Genomic DNA, 18,990 nt, shown 5'->3' with positions numbered 1-18,990 from the left:
TTTACAATAATGAAACTTACAAAGAAATCGATATTTGATGAATAGAAAAATAATATAGGGAAATAATGGTTCTATTAATTATTCAAGAATGGGGGCAGTAGTATGTTTTTTGGAAAAAAGAAAAAAAATGATTCACGCAAAAAACAAACAGAACCATTACCGCCATCTTCTCAAAAGAAAGAAATGCCAGAACAGGCATCCGACAAAACGCAAAAAAGTGAGACCATTTCTGAAACTACTAAAACTTTTATTCAGGATATGAGTGAGAGGGTACTGTCACCAGCCGATTTGGTCGTACGCAATGTATCTGAAAAAATTACGATCATGTTTGTGGATAATTTAATAAAAGAAGATATTTTAAATTTAAAACTTTTGCCGGCTTTACAAAATATTATGGATGAATCTCCAGAAACGATCATAAGTCAATTGCCGCTCCCGCAAATAAATGAGACGTCTAAAATGAGTGAGTGTGTTGATGTAATGCTGACGGGCGCAGTCGTTATTCATATTGAAGGACATGACTGTGCAATACTTGTCATTATACCGGCAAGAGAATCACGAGGGTTAACTTCACCTGAAAATGAATCGCAAGTAATTGGATCACAGGTTGGTTTTAATGAAAGTTTATCTACCAACATCTCTCTTGTTCGGCGATATATAGCAAATCCGAATTTGGGAAACGAAAAATTCAAGGTTGGTAAACAAACAAATACCGCACTCTCAATAATGTATATTAAAGGAATTGTAGCGGAACAAAATGTAAATACAATAAGGCAAAGAATTGAAGCACTTGATATTCAAGACATCATAGATAGCACGGAACTGTCTGAATTACTCGATGACAATAAACTTTCCTTTTTTCCGCAAATGTTGACAACCGAACGTCCAGACCGTTTTTGTGATGGGTTGTTAAGCGGGAAAGTAGGAATTCTTGTAGATGGGAGTTCAATGGCCATTCTTTGTCCGTATAGCTTTATTGAATTTTTTCAGAGCAGAGAAGATAAAAACTTAAGATGGCCAATCGCAACATTTTTAAGGCTCTTAAGGTTCGTCGCTATTTTAATTTCTATCTTTTTAACACCACTGTATGTAGGAGCTTTAACTTTTCATTACGAGGTCATTCCTCAGTCGCTGTTAGTTCCGTTAAGTGAATCGAGAGCACGAGTTCCCTTTCCGCCAATACTGGAGGCACTTTTCCTGGAATTGATTATGGAATTGCTTCGTGAAGCAGGGGCAAGGTTACCGACAAAAATTGGTCAAACAATAGGAATCGTCGGCGGTATAGTCTTAGGGACAGCGGCGGTACAAGCAGGGATTACTAGTAATATCCTGATCATTATTGTTGCGCTATGTGCCTTGTCATCGTTTATTACGCCAAGTTATATGATGGGGAATGTCATCAGGATTGTCCGTTTTCCGATTATTATTATGGCCGGGTTTTGGGGTTTTTATGGAATAATGCTCGCTTTTTGTATTTTATTGATTCATCTATTGAGACTGACGAGCTTGGGTGCTCCATACTTGTCGCCATTTTACCCTCCAAGAATTCGAAGTTGGGGTGACAGTATAATTCGATTTCCGTATCGATTTACTGTTCGCAAATCAGCAACTACAAGAGTAGACGGTGCTGAATTTTCATCAAAACAGGATGGTCAGAAGAATGATGGGAATGTGAAAGAATGAAAAATAAATTGCAAATCGGAACAAATGAAATGTTTAATGCTCACCTTCTATTCTTTATAATTTGTGCTTCACAGGTGGGAGTAGGGGTTCATGGATTTCAGGCTGTAATCTATCAATATGCAAAACATGATGCCTGGATTTCCATTATTATTAGTTTTTTGGTAGCTTATCTTTCCGTTTTTATGTCATTAAAGTTATTGGAATTATATGAGTCAGACGATATTTTTGGTATTAATCTCGATTTATTCGGCAAATATATAGGAAATTTCATCAATTTAATTTTAGTGATGTATAGTGGGCTAGCTTTTTTTGCAATTATAAGAAACTACACAGATGTTATCAATGCTTGGGTTTTTCCGGATTTAAAGCCTTCATTTATTATGATTACATTGATGATTCTGGTGCTGTATGCCTTTACTGCCGGACTTCGGACAATTATCGGGATATGTTTTTTTAGCTTTTTATTAGGATTATGGATTCCAATTGCGTTAATAATTCCACTAAATTATGCTAATGTAAATTTTTTATTGCCTGTACTCAGCGCTGATTTAGTTGGACTTCTTAAAGGAGCCTATTACATGACCTTTACCGTAGCAGGATTTGAAGTAATTCATACACTTTATCCGTTTATTAAGGAAAAAGAGAAAGCAAAAAAATATGTTTCTTTAGGATTGTTTTTTACAATGTTTCTATATTTGTTTGTCATGATTGTTACATTAACATTTTTCAGCGGGGAACAGCTAGAGCGTACAATTTGGGCGACGTTGTCTCTCTTTAGTAATATTCGTCTTCCTTTTCTTGAAAGGGTAGAGCTTATTACAGTTTGTTTTTGGATGATAATCATTTTACCGAATCTCTGTTTATATGCATGGTCGGCTTTCAGGGGCATGAAAAGAATGGCCAATATTTCAGAAATGAAATTTATTTTAGGCATGTTTTTAATAATATTTATAGGATCATTCTTCATTGAAACAAGAAGTGAAATCTATGATTTTAATAATAAATTCGGATATATCGCATTTGTTATTGTGCTATTTTATCCAATGGTTCTGTATTTAATTGCTCTTATAAAAAAATCAGTGTCCAAGCGGCGGGCTGGAAAGGAATGAGTGAGCTGGCGATATGAAAAAACTCATTATAGTAATCGCTTTTACATTTATTTTAAGTGGCTGTGCAGAACAGAAAATTTTAGAAAATATAAGTTTAACGACATTGGTTGGATATGAATTAGAAGACGGGGGTGAGCTGACTTCCACCGCTGTGATTAGACAAATTAATCAGGATTTGGAAAGCCGTGTAGAAATTCAATCTGCTTCGGCCATAACTAGTAAGTGGGCACGAACAAAAATTGACTTAAAAACATCAAAAATAACTGGTTCAGGTCAATTGAGGGTTGTATTGTTCGGTGAAAAGTTAGCTAAAGAAGGGTTAGACCACAATCTGCACATTTTAAAAATGAATGCAGAAGTTAGTAATGCTATCTATTTAGCCGTTGTTGAAGGTGATATAAAAGAATTACTGGAATACAAATATAAAAATATAACGGATATCGGACAACATATTTACCAGTTAATCAAGCAAAATATCGAACATCACCATGCGTTGTCATCAACTCTCCATGAAGTGAATAGAGATAAATATTCATTAGTAAAGAGTTATGCCCTTCCGGTAATCAAAAAAGAGGGTGAAAATATTATAATCACGGGAATGGCCCTATTTAAAGACAGCAAAATCGTCGGTCAGATTACTGCCGACGATACAATGTATATAATGATGATCAGAGAGCGAACGCACAATGGAATATTACAATTAGAATTGCCTGACTCAGCGCTTGATGGTTTAGCTGATAAACCATTTGATCAATTGGCAATCGCTCTGGATACAATTGATTCGAAGCTAATCCTTAAACTTGTGGATCCCTCAGTACCTGAATTTGACTTAACGATAAAATTGGAATGCCGTTTGAGAGAAATAAATGCCGATATAATTGTAGATACACCTGAAAAAATTAAAAAAGTAGAAGAGGAAATCAATCAAAAAATCGAAAGTGAATTAACTCGAATTATTAAATACAGTCAGGAGGTGAATTCGGATATATTCAACTTTGGAGAGCGTTTTAGAGCGAGGGTACGCAATGTAATAGTCAATAAAGAAAAATGGTATGAGTTATATCCGCAAATGAAAGTGAATATTAAAGTAGAATCACAAATTGTCCGCGATGGCGTGTTTCAATAGAATTTTATAATTAAACTGATTTTGTAGAAGGGACTGTTATTTTCAGGTCTCTTAAAACCTTCATTATAATTAGCAAAAACCATTAACTTTCCGTTTATCAGGAAAGATAATGGTTTTTTGTTTATTTTACATCATGGAGGGCCGTAAGCTTTGTTTCGATTGAATCCGTCAAATCGGTCGTCGCTTTAGGTACGAAACTTTCCAATACAGAGTTGATCATCATCCCCATAAAACCAGCGGCAGATAAATCCAGACTTCCTGTAACTTGAACCGATTCGTTATTGCCGGCTGTAATAGTAAAATAGCCGTTTCCGTCAAAATTGTCGGACAATCCTTTAATAGTAAATTTTACATCTGTCGGCTCAATTGAATCCGTAATATCGACTTGAAGTATAATTTTCTTTTTCGTAAACCCTAAATCTGCCAGGAAAGTCCAAGTGAACTGTGTATCATGTTGTGCTTCGTGCTCGATATAACCCGGGATCAATGGTGCCCAATTATTGTAGTCCTTAAGAAAATTCCATATTACATCGTTTGATAATGGAATTTCAACTGTATGGATAGCGTTCGGCATAATAATTCCTCCTAAATAATCGATTATTGTTTCAAGTAAATTATTTCCAAAAAGTACTGCTGTAAATAGTATGCTAAAAAATGAATGGGAATTCAATAAAAATTGAAAATTTTCTCCAATAATCAGTATAAGTATCGCTTAAGTAAATTTTTTGTTTTAAAGAATCGGTACGATAAGTCGAATAATTATTGAATAATTTAATTAATTTAAAAAATTTATAATAATTCACTTGATTTTATAATTATTCATTTGTATAATAAAACCAACATAAAGCTCACAGAGGTGTGTAATGATGAAATTATTAGAAGAGGTGCAATTAAAGCCGGTTGAAAGTTTACAAGGAAAAGACTTATTAACATTGCTTGACTATACGAGTGAAGAAGTGAAGCAACTGCTTGAACTTGCGACACAGTTGAAAACAATAACGAAAGCGGGCAAATGTCCACGATTATTGGAAGGTAAGACACTCGGCATGATCTTTGAAAAAAGTTCAACGCGTACACGAGTATCGTTTGAAGTAGGTATGCAGCAGCTTGGAGGATATGGCATGTATATGAATGCGCGCGATATGCAAATCGGGCGTGGTGAGCCAATCTCCGATACAGGGAGAGTATTATCGGGTTATTTGGACGGAATTATGATTCGTGCCAACTCCCATACGATGGTGGAAGAATTGGCCGATAACGCTTCGATTCCGGTCATTAATGGATTAACGGATCTGGATCATCCATGTCAGGCGTTAGCTGATCTTGAAACAATTGCCGAAAATAAAGGGGAATTGAAAGGATTAAAAATCGCTTATGTAGGTGATGGCAATAATGTAGCACATGCGCTTATTGTTGCTGCAGCACATGTTGGTATGCATGTAGCCGTTGCAACACCACCAGGGTATGAATGTGATACACGTATTATTGAAAAAGCACAAGAGATTGCTTCTTATAACGGCAGTACAATTCTCGTTACGAATGACCCAATAGCGGCTGTTAAAGATGCAGATGCCGTTTATGCAGATGTATGGACATCTATGGGGCAGGAAGAAGAAACGCAAAAACGATTGAAGGATTTTGCAAAGTACCAGATTAATGATGAACTGGTTGCTCATGCAAAGCCGGATTATATGTTCCTGCATTGTTTACCGGCACATCGTGGGGAAGAAGTTGCGACGTCAGTTATTGACGGTCCAAATTCTTATATATTTGAGCAAGCAGAAAATCGCCTGCATGCACAAAAAGCAATTTTAGTATCTTTATTGGCGTAAAAAACAAAAGGCAGTCGGCATTGTACTACGGGTTGTAGTCGCCGTCTGTGAACCATACATTATTTATGGGCAGGAAGGGCAAATAAATAATGTAGTAGTCCAACATGAATAAAAACGGGAGGCGCTGTAACGATTCATGAAGAACTACAAGTGATGTCTGTATTCAAGATGGAATGCCCCATCACTACATAGAAAAAGCAATCCGGGAGACGCTGGATTGCTTTTTTGTATGGAATTATAATTGAATGATGGGTGGTTATGCTAAATGTTAGCTGACAAATTGTTTAGCCAGTTTTTGCGAAAATTCATTTCGCTCACTTTCGCTTGCACCTGTCCACCATTTTTCCAGGAATACACCAAGACCAGGAAGTAAATGTTCCTCGCCACGTGAAATTGCATCATTGACGATATCCTGAAACTCTGCGGCATCTGAGCCCATTACATTGGCAGTAATTGCTTGTCGAATTTGAAAATCCATATGAAACCTCCTTTTCCCTATAATTTGCTCAAAATAATCAACTTTATACTTGGCATTGCGTTATGGATTACAAATTAATTATGATAGAATATACAATCGAGTACGCAAAAAAGGACGGGAAATGATGAAAAGAATCGAATCGACACAAAATGCACTAGTAAAGCATTGGAAAAAGCTTGTAACACAACGTAAAGAACGCGAAAAAACAGGAGAATATATTGTAGAAGGCTTTCATTTAGTGGAAGAAGCGTTAAAGCATAAGGACCAAATCGTGCAAATTATTGTGCGTGATGGTGTTGATCTGCCATTATTATGGTCGATAGACGAAGTGGTTTTAGTCCATGTGAATGATACGGTGTCAAAAGAAATTGCGGAAACCGAAAATTCGCAAGGGGTATTTGCCCATTGTAAACAGCGCCTGATTTCCGAAGACGAGCAATTCAATTGGCGTAAAGTATTATTAGTCGATGCCGTACAAGATCCGGGAAATATCGGCACGATGATCCGAACTGCCGATGCAGCAGGAATTGATGCAGTTATTTTAGGAAAAGGCAGTGTGGATGCATTTAATCCTAAATCATTGCGTTCGGCACAAGGCTCCCATTTCCATATTCCAGTCGTCCGTGGCGACTTGATGGAATGGTTGGAAAACCTGCAGGCTGATGGTGTACGTGTATACGGCACTTCATTGGATGAATCGATTTCTTATAAAAAATTGGAACCAAGTGATTCATTTGCATTAATTGTGGGTAATGAAGGGAGTGGCATTAATCCGCAAATTTTGGCAAAAACAGACCAGAACATCATCATTCCTATTTTTGGTGGGGCAGAATCACTGAATGTTGCGGTGGCAACAGGAATTTTATTGTATGCCTTTGTAAAATAAACAGGTGAAAAGTTAAACGAGGGATTTTGTAAGTAAGTACTTATAAAATCCCATTTCTTTTAAAATTTAAGGTAAAAAGTGGAAATAAAACCCATAATATGAAACATTATGCGCTTTCTGATTAGTCGCAAAACATGAACTTTAACGAGTTCATAGAAATGTCATTTTTGAAATGAAGGCAGCTTTTAGCTCGCAATCGCTCTGTTTTACTGCATTTTTCGTCATTATTTTAAAATATTAAAAAAGAATCGCTCGAAAAATGGCAGAAATAAGGTTATTTTCCAATTTGATGTTTTGACACTTATTTGATGTTTAACTAAAATCTAATTAGGTTAGACAGGCGCCTTAAGTTGTCACAACAAAAAAATAAAATAATGCTTTTTAAAATAGTGTGCAAACTGTTGATTATGGGATTCAATTTAAAGGTTCTAAATGGTGATGAATTGATGGTCTGGCTATTTGCCACTATATGCATAGTGTAAATGGTAATAAGTGAAATTATTCATTCGTAGTAACGCTATCGTCATTATTTTATTTTCGCTCTCACATGAAAGCGCTTAAGCAAAATCTAACAAGCTCTATTTATTTGGAAAGGAGTCCAACTATGAAAGTAAATATGAAGGGAACATTACTCTCTTTCATGGGACTAGGTGCTATCCTATTAGCAGGCTGTAACGATAAGTTAGCAGTACTTGATCCTAAAGGTCCTCAAGCTCAAAGACAAGCCGATGACACAATGTTATTAATTTACTTAATGTCAGGGATTGTTCTAACAGTATTAGCAATTTTGGTATTTATGTTAGTTAAATACCGTGCATCAAAACAAAGTCCAGATTACGAGCCACCGCATATTCATGGTCACTGGCTTGTAGAAACATTTATGATTGGTATTCCTGTAATCATCGTTATTTTCTTATCATTTGTTTCTGTTAAGAGTAACTACATTGTTGAGAATGTTCCTCAAGAATATGAAGATCAGGAACCTTTAGTTATTTATGCTTCATCATCTAACTGGAAATGGCACTTCAGCTATCCAGAACAAGGTATTGAAACAGTAAACTACCTATACATTCCTGCTGGACGTGCAATTGAATTCAAACTTTATTCTTACGGTCCAATTACAAGTTTCTGGATTCCACAACTTGGTGGTCAGAAATACGCAATGGCAGACATGGTAACAACATTACACTTAGCTGCTGATAACCCAGGCGAATTCTGGGGACGTAACGCGAACTTCTCAGGTCGTGGTACAGCAGAAAACATTTTTGATGTAACAGCATTAACTCAAACTGAATTTGATGAATGGGTAACAGAAGTTCATGAAACAGCTGCTCCATTAACAGAAGAGAAGTTTGACGAATTATTAGAGCCAGGTCATCTTGGTAAATCAACTTATACTGGTACACATCTAGAGTTCTCACCAGCTCCGGAACACAACCATGAATCTTCAGACGAAGAAGATGAAGAGGATCATTCTTCACACTAATTTTTGAAAGTAACAACTTTTCGAAAGGAGTACTACTATGTCGGAATTCTTTGCACAGTTTGCAGTTCCACACCCAAGCACATTAATTTATATCGCAATGGCTTCTATAGTTTTAGGGTCAATCGCGTTAGTAGCGATCGTTACTTATTTTAAATTGTGGGGCTACTTATGGCGTGAATGGATAACAACTGTTGACCATAAAAAAATCGGTATCATGTATTTAATCACTGCTTTAGTTATGCTTTTCCGCGGCGGTGTCGATGCTGTAATGATGCGTTTACAATTAGCTGTTCCAGAGAACGGTTTCTTAGACGCACAGCACTATAACGAAGTATTTACAACTCACGGAGTAGTCATGATTTTATTCATGGCGATGCCATTCATTACATTCTTCTTTAACTTTTTAGTACCTTTACAAATCGGGGCACGTGACGTTGCGTTCCCACGTTTAAACAACTTGGCATTCTGGTTATTCTTCATGGGTATGGGATTATTCAATATCTCATTCATCGTTGGTGGATCTCCTGATGCGGGATGGACTTCATATTTCCCGTTAGCGGATAATGAATTCAGTACATCAGTTGGTACTAACTACTACATGCTGGCGCTTCAAATTGCCGGACTTGGTACGTTAATGACAGGTATTAACTTCATTACGACAATCTTTAAAATGCGTGCACCAGGTATGACATTATTCAAAATGCCAATGTTCACTTGGTCAGCGCTTATTGCAAACTTAATTATCGTGTTCGCGTTCCCGGTATTAACAGTAGCATTAGCAATGGGTACGATGGATCGTCTTTGGGATACGAAATTCTTCGCTATCGGTGACGGTGGTATGGACATGCTTTGGGCCAACCTGTTCTGGGTTTGGGGTCACCCTGAAGTATATATCCTGATCTTACCGGCATTCGGTATTTTCTCTGAAGTTATTTCGACATTCGCACGTCGTAACTTATACGGTTACACGTCAATGGTTTGGTCACTGATCGTAATTTCAGTATTCTCGTTCGCTGTATGGACTCACCACTTCTTTACAATGGGTCAAGGTGCATTCACGAACTCGATTTTCTCGATCACAACAATGGCAATTGCGATCCCAACAGGGGTTAAAATTTTCAACTGGTTATTCACACTTTATAAAGGGAAAATTGTTATTACGACACCAATGTTGTATGCAATGCACTTTATTCCTTTATTCACACTTGGTGGTGTAACAGGGGTTATGCTCGCGATGTCAGCAGCTGACTACCAATACCACAACACAATGTTCTTAGTAGCTCATTTCCATAACGTAATCATCCCTGGTGTTGTTTACGCGATGTTAGCAGGTTTAACATTCTACTGGCCAAAAATGTTCGGTTTCATGTTAAATGAACGTCTAGGTAAAGCTACTGTCTGGGTAATGTCTTTCGGTTTCGTACTATCATTCATTCCTATGTATATCACTGGTTTAGATGGTCAAGCACGTCGTATGTATACTTTCTCAGAAGCTTCAGGTTTCAGTACATTAAACATGGTATCGTTCATCGGTGCCGGTATTATGGCTGTTTCATTCTTAATGCTAGTATGGAACATTTGGTACAGTTTCAAAAACTCACCACGCGACATCGGTTCAGATCCATGGGATGCACGTGGTCTAGAGTGGGCAACGCATACGCCAATTCCACACTACAACTTTGCAATTACTCCAGACGTAACTGATTCAACATCAGAAGCATTCTGGGATGCTAAGAAAAATGGCACGAAGTTATTCAAAGGTGAAATTCAAGACATTCACATGCCAAATAACTCAGGTCAAACATTTATTTTATCAATATTCTTCTTCATCGGTGGTTTCGCTCTAGTATTCAGTATGTTTACTTTAGCAATCATCAGCTTAATCGGTATTTTAGCTTGTATGGGTTACCGTTCTCTGGAAGACGACCATGGCTACCATATCCATAAAGAAGAGGTTGAATTAATCGAGAAAAAATATGAAAAAGAAGGAGGTGCGAAATAATGGGTAAAGTTAATAACAATGTTCCATTGGAATATTCAACAGAGGAAAATAACCTGAAAATCTTCGGATTCTGGACTTTCCTAGGTGCGGAAATTATGTTATTCGGTACATTATTCGCATCATACTTTGTTCTATCAGGTCGTACAGGTGACGGTCCTACTGCTGCTGAGATTTTCGAAATCGGTCCAGTATTGGCAGAGACATTCATCCTATTAACATCAAGTTTTACAATCGGTTTAGCCATTCATGCAATGCGTCTTGGCAGTAAAAAAGCGACATTGTCATTCATGGGTATTACATTATTGCTTGGTGCAGCGTTCATTTCTGTAGAGATTTATGAATTTGTACACTACGTACATGTTGGTGCAGGTATTACGACTAGTGCCTTCACATCTGCTTTATTAACAACGTTAGGAACACACGGTCTTCACGTAACGTTTGGTTTATTCTGGGGAATCTTCATTATGATCCAAATCGCTAAACGTGGACTTAACTCAGTGACAGCAGGGAAAACATTTATCTTCTCACTATACTGGCACTTCCTGGATGTTGTTTGGATCTTCATCTTCAGTTTCATTTACTTGAAAGGAATGATGTAATCTATGGCTAAGTTCTTTCCAATCGGCCAAATTATGGGCTTCGTATTTTCACTGATTTTAACAGTGATTGCAATGCTTGTGTACTTCACAGATATGTCATTCACAACTGGAATGGTTATCCTATTAGTAACAGCATTCATTCAAGCAGGTTTACAGTTTATTGTTTTCATGCACGCTGGTGAAACAAATGACAAGTGGGCTATCTACTCGAACATCGTATACGGCATCGGTTTAGTAGTATTGACTGTTTTAGGTTCTTTATTAATCCTTCTTTGGGATATGTAATGATGAAAAGCACTCCAGCTAGTTGATAAATGTACGAAAATACATTAAACTAGTTGGAGAATATATTACGAAATGCGTTGACCGGGAAGAGTAGGTATACAACATTTGTTTTAGGGAATGCAAGCCAATGACTGAAAGCTTGCTAACAAATTGTATAGTGAAGTTCACCCCGCGAGCAGCATCCGGGATCCACTTGTGGTGAAAGGATTGCCGGCTAGACATAGTCGTTAGCTCCAATGAAGTGATTGCTTAATGCAATAACTAGGGTGGTACCGCGAAACTCGTCCTCGTCCCTTTCTTAGGGGACGAGGATTTTTTATTTTCACAAATGGTAATGATTAGTGTGTATTTATGAGATTGTTAAAGCAACGGGTTCAGAACAGGCACTATGACACTGGATTTTATTAAGGAGGACTTTGTAAATGGAACAACAACTAAAGCAATTGGAACAAGAAGCATTAGCCAAAATTGCCGATGCAGCGGACCTAAAAGCATTAAACGAAGTTCGTGTTGCGTACTTAGGTAAAAAAGGACCAATCACGGACTTATTAAAAGGAATGGGGAAACTTTCTGCAGAAGAACGCCCGAAAATGGGTGCCCTAGTTAACACTGTGCGTGAAAACGTAACAACTGAACTTGAAAAGAAGGTTGCTGTATTAGAAGAAGTTGCAATTTTAGCACAGCTTGAAAACGAATCAATCGATGTCACGTTACCAGGCGCTAAAGTACGTGCAGGAAACCGTCACCTGCTGACACGTGTAATCGAAGAAATCGAAGACCTGTTTTTAGGAATGGGCTACGAAATCGTAGAAGGACCTGAAGTAGAAAAAGACTACTATAACTTTGAAGCAATGAACTTGCCTAAAGGTCACCCGGCTCGTGACATGCAGGATTCATTCTATATTTCAGAAGAAACATTACTGCGTACGCATACTTCACCAGTTCAGGCACGTACGATGGAAGCCAAAAAAGGCGAACCAATCCGTGTGATCTGCCCAGGTAAAGTATTCCGACGTGACACAGACGATGCGACCCACTCACACCAATTCATGCAAATTGAAGGCCTTGTGATTGGTGAAAACATCCGCATGTCTGACTTAAAAGGAACGCTTGATGCATTAGCGAAGAAAATGTTTGGAGCAGAACGCGAAATCCGTCTTCGTCCATCATTCTTCCCGTTCACAGAGCCATCTGTAGAAGTAGACGTTTCTTGTCATAAATGCTCAGGAAAAGGCTGTAATGTATGTAAACAAACTGGTTGGATCGAAATTTTAGGTGCCGGTATGGTACACCCGAACGTACTTGAAATGGCTGGCTACGATTCAACGAAGCTTTCAGGTTTTGCTTTCGGTATCGGTGCAGAACGTATCGCGATGTTAAAATACGGTGTGGATGATATTCGTCATTTCTATACAAATGACACACGCTTCTTATCACAATTCCACCAGGCAGAAGTGTAAGAAGGAGGACAATATAAATGTTAGTTTCATTAAAATGGTTAAGTCAATATGTAGATATTTCTTCTTTGGAAGCGAATGAGTTAGCAGAAAGAATTACACGCGCGGGGATTGAAGTAGATGCAGTAATTGACCGTTCACTAGGCATGTCCAATGTGGTTGTAGGTCATGTTGTATCGAAAGAAAAACATCCGGAAGCAGATAAATTAAATGTATGCCAAGTGGATGTTGGAGAAGAAGAGCTTCAACAAATCGTATGTGGGGCACCAAACGTCGATGCAGGTCAAAAAGTCATTGTAGCGCGTCCAGGAGCAAAATTGCCAGGCGGCATTAAAATAAAAAAAGCAAAATTACGCGGCCAAGAATCAAACGGAATGATCTGTTCACTTCAAGAGTTGGGGATTGAAGGCCGTCTGGTGCCGAAAGCCTATGCTGAAGGAATTTATGTACTTCCAGCTGATTCAGCTCCAGGTGCCGATGCATTAGATGTCTTAGGCTTACGTGATACAGTGCTTGAGCTTGGTTTAACACCGAACCGTTCGGATGCAATGAGCATGTTGGGTGTTGCCTATGAAGTAGCTGCGATTTTATCTCAGGAGGTAAAATTACCGGAAATCGATTATACAGCTTCAGCTGAAAAAGCGGAAGATGTTTTAAAATTAACGGTAGAAGATAAAGAAGCCAACCCGATGTACGCAGCGAAAGTTGTAAAAAATATTGAAGTAAAAGAATCTCCACTATGGCTGCAGCATGCACTAATGTCTGCTGGCGTACGTCCACATAATAACGTAGTCGATATTACAAACTACGTATTAATGGAATATGGCCAACCATTACATGCATTTGACTACGATAAATTGGCAACAGGTGAAATCGTGACGCGTATGGCTCGTGACGGTGAAGTAATGACGACACTTGATGATCAGGAACGTAAATTGGCAAGCCACAATCTTGTCATTACAAATGGTCAGGAAGCTGAAGCGGTTGCAGGTGTGATGGGCGGTGCTAAATCTGAAGTATCCGATACTACAACGACAGTAGTAATCGAATCAGCATATTTCAATCCGGCATCTGTGCGCTGTACTTCAAAAGAAATCGGCTTACGTTCGGATTCTTCCGCACGTTTCGAAAAAGGTGTAGATCCGAACCGTGTTCTTCCGGCAGCAGAACGTGCAGCACAATTACTTGCTGAATTGGCAGGCGGGGAAGTACTTGAAGGTACAGTGCTAGTTGATGAACTTGATAAGTCACCTGCTCGTGTTGTTGTATCACCTGACTTTATTAACGGCCGTTTAGGTATGAAGATTTCTTTAGAGGATATGCTGTCTATTTTAGAGCGTTTAAAATTTGATGTGGAAGCAGCAAATGGATTATTGATCATTGATGCTCCGACGCGTCGTCAGGATATTAAAATTCCTGAAGATATCGTTGAAGAAATTGCACGTATGTATGGCTATGATGAGATTCCTGTAAGCTTACCTGCGAGTGATCAAGTTGGCCGCTTAACGCCATATCAAGCAGGACGTCGTATTGTACGCAATGTTATGGAAGGTGCCGGTCTTTATCAAGCGGTAACTTACTCATTAACTTCAGCAGCGCATGCTCAAAAGTTTGCATTAAAAGCTGAAGAGACGACAAAATTATTAATGCCTATGTCTGAAGAACGCTCAACATTACGCCAAAGCTTAATTCCTCACTTAGTAGAGGCAGCAAGCTATAACGTAGCACGTCAAGCGGAAACAGTGGCATTATATGAAATTGGTTCAGTATTCCTTGGACAAACTGCTGAAGAGCTACCATTTGAAGAAGAGCACTTAGCGCTTGTGTTAACAGGTAAATGGATTGATAATACATGGCAGGGAGAAAAGAAAAATGTTGATTTCTTCGTTGCAAAAGGTATTGTAGAAGCCGTATTTGCTAAATTGGGCTTAACATCCCGTGTAGGATATGTAAAAGCGCAAGTTGACGGCCTCCATCCAGGTCGTACAGCAGATGTATTGTTGGATGGTGAAAAAGTGGGTGTCATTGCACAGCTTCATCCGCAAGAACAAAAAGCGTTCGATGTAAAAGAAACTTATGTAGCTGAACTGAACTTGCATGCTATTTTAAGTGCAACACAGGAGGAGCTCGTTTATTCTATGATTCCGCGCTTCCCGGCTATGAGTCGTGATATCGCATTGGAATTGGATGTGGCAGCTCCAGCTGGTGAAATTGTAAGCATTATTAAAGGTGCAGGAACTTCTTTATTAAAAGAAGTAAAAGTATTTGATGTTTATGCAGGGGAAAAAATGACGGCTGGTAAAAAATCAGTAGCCTTCTCATTAACATACTTCGATCCAGAGCGAACATTAACAGACGAAGAAGTAGTCGCAGCGCACAATAAAGTACTGAAAGCATTAGCAGCAGCAGGTGCAGAAGTACGCTAATTCACAATAACAAAACCCGAATGGTTCAATGACCATTCGGGTTTTGTATTATTGCGGGGATTCCTGTGCAGGCTTGACCATTCCTGTAACAGCGCCGACTAAAGCGCTAAATGTATGGATAATTCCGAACGTATAAAAGTTAAGAAAAACGTGATTCGTATACTCGTTTAATAGGGGGAAACGATAGATTGTGGAACCGGGAGTCTTCGTATCTCCACCAAGGGATGCAAAAACATTATTTGAAAAATCAATGGCATAATAGATGAAGACTACTAACAGGGCAACTCCAAATACTAAATAAATCATCCGCATTAGATGATCTTTTGCGTTTCTGGCACTTTCAGTAAAGAAGCGAAATGTAATAAATAAGCTAAGTATAATGAATGGTGCAACCAGTGCTAAACCTAGTGCGCCAAGATTTCCTCCATTTGCAACATCGTCCGGTTTTACCGTAAAGAAGTGCTGAATGATTAATACTCCAAATAAACTAATGCCCATACTTATGAGCCAACTAAAACGTAACATGTAAATCCTCCATTTCTCTTTTCACTATACAGTGTCATGCATTTCGTTTCAATGGAGGATCTACTATTCATTTAGTGGGAAAGTTCAGTATAATAGAGAAGAATGCAACTTAGGGGAGGTATAATCATGTTAAAAAAAGAAGAAGCAGTATTAGTACTGATTGATATTCAGGGGAAATTGGCGCAAGTTGTTGAGGAAAGCGCACTTGTTGTAGGTAATATCGCAACAATGGTACAAGGGGCAAAATTATTGGATCTACCTATTTTATGGCTTGAACAATATCCAAAAGGCCTTGGACCGACAGATGAGCGAGTTGCCGAGCATTTAACAGATGAAAAACCGATTGAAAAAATTACATTCAGTGCTTACGATACTGAAGAATTTGTAGAGGCATTACAGCAAACAGGACGCAAGAAGGTTTTATTGGCCGGTATTGAGGCGCATATTTGTGTATATCAAACAGCAGCTCAATTACTGGAAAACGGTTATGAAGTCGAAGTGCTGGCGGACTGTGTGTCTTCAAGAACAGCAAGTAACCGAGAAGTAGGCATCCAGAAAATGGTGCAGCTTGGTGCTCATGTAACAAGTGTGGAAATGGCATTATTCGAAATGCAGCAAGTAGCAAAAGGCGATACATTCAAAGCAATCAGCAAGCTAGTAAAATAAAATAGATTGGTTAGCGACAATTGAGCGCTAACCAATTTTTTTATTTGAAAAGAGGCAGTTTTTTCAAAGCGATACATACAGGGAGTGCAATGAGAAGACCTACTGCATTTTGAACGAGATTTCCTGGAATCGATGCAAGCGGAATGACCCAGTTTCCATAGAGAACACGTTCACAAATATAATAACCGCCAAGCATAAATGGAATCGAGATAATGATAGCTCCAAAGTTATAAAAAATATTACCACCATTTTTTCCGTTCATTGTGGCAATTTTACCTACTATATACCCCTGCAGACCACGTGTAATGAATGTAAATGGTGCCCACAATGTCCAGCCGGATAAAATATCAAACAGTGCCATACCGAATGCTCCGGCCATTGCGCCTTTCTTTGGCCCAAATAAAATTGAGATAATAAAAAGCATGGCTGAACCTAAATGAACAAGCCCCCCATTTGCAGCAATCGGCAAACGGATATTGATGAAAAATGTGGCTACGAATACGAGTGAAATAAGTAGGCTTGTAATAATTAAGTCTTTTGTTTTTTCTGATGAAGAAGTGATTGATCTTGATGATTCCATAATAATAGACGCTCCCTTGCTTGAAATTAACTCTCATATTAGCAACTAGTTGGCATCTGTAAAAGGTTCAAAAACAAACAATTTAATAAGGTCAGAAAATTTAAACAAAGCGTTTCACATATTCGGAGGAGGATTACGGTAAAAAGTATAAGCACAGCAAATTAGTTTCTGTAATTTGCTGTGCTTTTTTTAAATTGATCTGCTGTTTTATTCAGTTTTAGAATTTAGCGTAGAATGTTTTTTTCCATATGTGAAATAAACGATTATCCCGATAATAAACCAAATACCGCATGCAATCCATGTGTTTAAGGAAAGTTGTGTGATGAGAAAAATACATAAAATAAATGATAAGATTGGTAAAACAGGATAAAAAGGTACTTTAAATCGATCTTGCGGCAAGTCTTTATTTTTCCGCAAATATAAAATGCCGGCAGAAACAAAAATAAATGCAACCAATGTACCCATATTTACAAGTTCAGCCAATAAATCCAATGGAATAAAACCTGCAAAAAATGAAATTATCACGGTAAACAGCCATGTGTTTTTAACAGGCATTTTACGTTTTTCACTTAATTGAGCCAGCATTTTTGGCATTAAGCCATCACGGGCAAACGCCATCAGTAAACGTGTCCCTCCGTACATCATGACTAATATAACGGTCATCATGCCAATGACAGCACCGAGCGATATGATTCCCGCTGCCCATTCCTGATCGATCACTTGCATTGCGTAAGATACCGGGTCGGTTACATTCAGGTCTGTATATGGTACAATCCCTGTCAGTATAAGTGAAACGACAACATACAATAAGGTACAGACGAGCAGGGAACCAATAATCCCGATTGGCATATTCCGCTGGGGATTTTTTACTTCCGCGGCAGCAGAAGATACGGCATCAAATCCTAAGTAGGCAAAAAATACGAGCGCGGCACCAGTAAATACACCACTCATTCCAAATGGCAGGAAAGGTGTCCAGTTTTCAGGTTTCACGTAAAATATACCAACTGCAATAAATAATAAAATAACACCAAGTTTAATCGCGACCAATAACGCATTAAAACGTGTCGATTCTTTCATTCCTAATGACAGTAAAGCACCTATAGCGAATATAATACAGATTGCGGGCAAGTTAATATAAGTACCGTTTTCAGGACTGAATGCCCCTGTCAATGCGACCGGTAGATGGATACTCAAACCATCCAGAAGCGAAACGAAATACCCGGACCAGCCTGTTGCAACGGCAGCAGTTGCGAGTCCGTATTCCAATAATAATGCCCATCCGACAAGCCATGCAATGATTTCACCAAAAACAATATAGCTATATGAATAGGCACTACCTGCAACGGGTACAGTAGAAGAAAATTCAGAGTAACATAGTGCGGCTAATGCACAGACGACTGCAGCAATCGTAAAGGAAAAGATAATCCCCGGGCCTGCATGGAGAGCGGAAACTGTCCCAGGTAAAATAAAAATGCCTGTACCGACAATGGCACCTACACCTAACATAATCAAATCAAAAGGACCAATTGTTTTCGGCAGCTGCATGTTACCGCTTTTAAGTAAAAGGTCACTGATTGTTTTTTTTCTAAATATTTTTTTCATTGATACACCTTTTTCTAATTTACAATAATCAAAATTTTATCATTATTTTTCAGAATAATAAACAAGTTTATTGAGTTGAAGTGCTGAAGTGTTAACTTTGTCGAAAAATGAAGAAATAAATCGAATAAAATAGTTAATAATGTTATTGTTAGTATTTAACAGAAAATTTACCTGTATTTAATCCAATTTATTAAAAGATATATTATGAAAAATATATTCGAAATCGGCGAACTATTTGTTGTTTTTAT

General features: G+C 38.2%; 17 protein-coding genes and 1 other annotated feature. Of the genes, 12 read left to right on the top strand and 5 right to left on the bottom strand.

Going from position 1 to position 18,990, the window contains the following annotated elements; all coding sequences use genetic code 11:
• Positions 1 to 102: 102 nt before the first annotated feature.
• Genes MKX73_RS01060 through MKX73_RS01050 form a run of 3 tightly spaced genes read left to right on the top strand, consistent with a single transcriptional unit; the run spans position 103 to position 3,918 of the window.
• On the top strand, positions 103 to 1,683 hold the full coding sequence (locus tag MKX73_RS01060; protein ID WP_340715939.1) for a spore germination protein: 1,581 nt from the start codon (positions 103 to 105) through the stop codon (positions 1,681 to 1,683).
• Positions 1,680 to 2,792, top strand: coding sequence for a GerAB/ArcD/ProY family transporter (locus MKX73_RS01055; protein ID WP_340715938.1), 1,113 nt, complete (start codon positions 1,680 to 1,682; stop codon positions 2,790 to 2,792). The genes MKX73_RS01060 and MKX73_RS01055 overlap by 4 nt, the downstream gene beginning before the upstream one ends.
• Before the next feature lie 13 nt (positions 2,793 to 2,805).
• Complete coding sequence (locus MKX73_RS01050; protein ID WP_340715937.1) at positions 2,806 to 3,918, top strand: Ger(x)C family spore germination protein; 1,113 nt, start codon at positions 2,806 to 2,808, stop codon at positions 3,916 to 3,918.
• A gap of 121 nt (positions 3,919 to 4,039) precedes the next feature.
• Here MKX73_RS01050 and MKX73_RS01045 read toward each other — a convergent pair whose 3' ends face one another.
• Positions 4,040 to 4,492: a CoxG family protein gene (locus tag MKX73_RS01045; RefSeq protein ID WP_340715936.1), complete on the bottom strand. Its 453-nt coding sequence runs from the start codon at positions 4,490 to 4,492 to the stop codon at positions 4,040 to 4,042.
• A gap of 292 nt (positions 4,493 to 4,784) precedes the next feature.
• On the opposite strand from MKX73_RS01045, the gene argF reads away from it, so the two are divergent.
• On the top strand, positions 4,785 to 5,750 hold the full coding sequence (gene argF / locus MKX73_RS01040) for an ornithine carbamoyltransferase (RefSeq protein ID WP_340718823.1): 966 nt from the start codon (positions 4,785 to 4,787) through the stop codon (positions 5,748 to 5,750).
• 268 nt (positions 5,751 to 6,018) lie between these two features.
• On the opposite strand, the gene sspI is transcribed toward argF, so the two are convergent.
• The gene (gene sspI, locus MKX73_RS01035; protein ID WP_340715935.1) at positions 6,019 to 6,228 is read right to left on the bottom strand and encodes a small acid-soluble spore protein SspI; all 210 of its coding nucleotides are present in this window, start codon (positions 6,226 to 6,228) and stop codon (positions 6,019 to 6,021) included.
• Positions 6,229 to 6,352: 124 nt separating this feature from the next.
• On the opposite strand from sspI, the gene MKX73_RS01030 reads away from it, so the two are divergent.
• The 7 genes from MKX73_RS01030 (at position 6,353) to pheT (ending at position 15,369) form a co-directional block, all read left to right on the top strand.
• Positions 6,353 to 7,114, top strand: a complete 762-nt coding sequence (locus MKX73_RS01030; protein WP_340718822.1) for a TrmH family RNA methyltransferase — start codon at positions 6,353 to 6,355, stop codon at positions 7,112 to 7,114.
• A gap of 604 nt (positions 7,115 to 7,718) precedes the next feature.
• Positions 7,719 to 8,600 (top strand): cytochrome aa3 quinol oxidase subunit II, encoded by an 882-nt coding sequence (qoxA, locus tag MKX73_RS01025; RefSeq protein ID WP_340718821.1) that lies wholly within the window; start codon positions 7,719 to 7,721, stop codon positions 8,598 to 8,600.
• 37 nt (positions 8,601 to 8,637) lie between these two features.
• Positions 8,638 to 10,602, top strand: coding sequence for a cytochrome aa3 quinol oxidase subunit I (gene qoxB / locus MKX73_RS01020; RefSeq protein ID WP_340715934.1), 1,965 nt, complete (start codon positions 8,638 to 8,640; stop codon positions 10,600 to 10,602).
• The gene (gene qoxC / locus MKX73_RS01015; RefSeq protein ID WP_340715933.1) at positions 10,602 to 11,201 is read left to right on the top strand and encodes a cytochrome aa3 quinol oxidase subunit III; all 600 of its coding nucleotides are present in this window, start codon (positions 10,602 to 10,604) and stop codon (positions 11,199 to 11,201) included. The genes qoxB and qoxC overlap by 1 nt, the downstream gene beginning before the upstream one ends.
• A 3-nt stretch (positions 11,202 to 11,204) precedes the next feature.
• Positions 11,205 to 11,486, top strand: a complete 282-nt coding sequence (qoxD, locus tag MKX73_RS01010) for a cytochrome aa3 quinol oxidase subunit IV (protein WP_008407695.1) — start codon at positions 11,205 to 11,207, stop codon at positions 11,484 to 11,486.
• Between the two features lie 68 nt (positions 11,487 to 11,554).
• Positions 11,555 to 11,784: a binding site (T-box leader), on the top strand.
• A gap of 124 nt (positions 11,785 to 11,908) precedes the next feature.
• Entirely contained in the window at positions 11,909 to 12,946 is a 1,038-nt protein-coding gene (pheS, locus tag MKX73_RS01005) for a phenylalanine--tRNA ligase subunit alpha (protein ID WP_340715932.1), read from the top strand.
• Between the two features lie 17 nt (positions 12,947 to 12,963).
• Complete coding sequence (gene pheT, locus MKX73_RS01000; RefSeq protein WP_340715931.1) at positions 12,964 to 15,369, top strand: phenylalanine--tRNA ligase subunit beta; 2,406 nt, start codon at positions 12,964 to 12,966, stop codon at positions 15,367 to 15,369.
• Between the two features lie 48 nt (positions 15,370 to 15,417).
• Here pheT and MKX73_RS00995 read toward each other — a convergent pair whose 3' ends face one another.
• Positions 15,418 to 15,894 (bottom strand): nucleoside-diphosphate sugar epimerase, encoded by a 477-nt coding sequence (locus MKX73_RS00995; RefSeq protein WP_340715930.1) that lies wholly within the window; start codon positions 15,892 to 15,894, stop codon positions 15,418 to 15,420.
• Between the two features lie 126 nt (positions 15,895 to 16,020).
• On the opposite strand from MKX73_RS00995, the gene MKX73_RS00990 reads away from it, so the two are divergent.
• Positions 16,021 to 16,560, top strand: a complete 540-nt coding sequence (locus tag MKX73_RS00990) for a hydrolase (RefSeq protein WP_340715929.1) — start codon at positions 16,021 to 16,023, stop codon at positions 16,558 to 16,560.
• Positions 16,561 to 16,600: 40 nt separating this feature from the next.
• Here the strand turns inward: MKX73_RS00990 and MKX73_RS00985 are convergent, their stop codons facing one another.
• Positions 16,601 to 17,140 carry an ECF transporter S component gene (locus MKX73_RS00985; RefSeq protein WP_340715928.1) on the bottom strand — a complete coding sequence of 180 codons (540 nt, stop codon included), beginning with the start codon at positions 17,138 to 17,140 and terminating at the stop codon, positions 16,601 to 16,603.
• Positions 17,141 to 17,347: 207 nt separating this feature from the next.
• Complete coding sequence (locus MKX73_RS00980; protein ID WP_340715927.1) at positions 17,348 to 18,742, bottom strand: amino acid permease; 1,395 nt, start codon at positions 18,740 to 18,742, stop codon at positions 17,348 to 17,350.
• Between the last annotated feature and the right edge of the window lie 248 nt (positions 18,743 to 18,990).

The organism is Solibacillus sp. FSL W7-1436, from assembly GCF_038007305.1.
GTDB lineage: Bacteria > Bacillota > Bacilli > Bacillales_A > Planococcaceae > Solibacillus.
The sequence above is the reverse complement of the archived record's forward strand: the minus strand, read 5'-3'. Positions and strand labels throughout refer to the sequence as shown.